The following is a 291-nucleotide window of genomic DNA, read 5'->3' on the forward strand; positions in this document are numbered from 1 at the left end:
ATCAGTATCTTTGAATACTTCATTCAAGTCGATCGTGTATGCATCGAAATCTTCCGATAACACTTGGTCTGCAATGACATTTTCAACAATCGGTGCATCATTAACACGATTCACAATCAAACTATCACTGTCGCTAACCGTTGGATTAACACCATCCGACACTGACGCGCTGATAGTCAGGTCTTTAAGGTTAAGTTCATCGTTGTTAACCGCGTCAACACCCGCTTGAGTTAGCTTGACTTCATTGCCAACCAACACGAAGCAACCGTTTGAATTGTTTTCTAAAGAAAC

At 41.2% G+C, this 291-nt stretch carries 1 protein-coding gene; it reads right to left on the reverse strand.

Annotation, left to right across the window (positions count from 1 at the left end; translation table 11 throughout):
- On the reverse strand, positions 1-291 hold a 291-nt coding region (locus FTW16_RS21455), incomplete at both ends, for a hypothetical protein (RefSeq protein ID WP_146492389.1).

Origin of the sequence: Vibrio sp. T20 (assembly GCF_007858795.1) — a bacterium.
Taxonomy (GTDB): Bacteria; Pseudomonadota; Gammaproteobacteria; order Enterobacterales; family Vibrionaceae; genus Vibrio; species Vibrio satsumensis.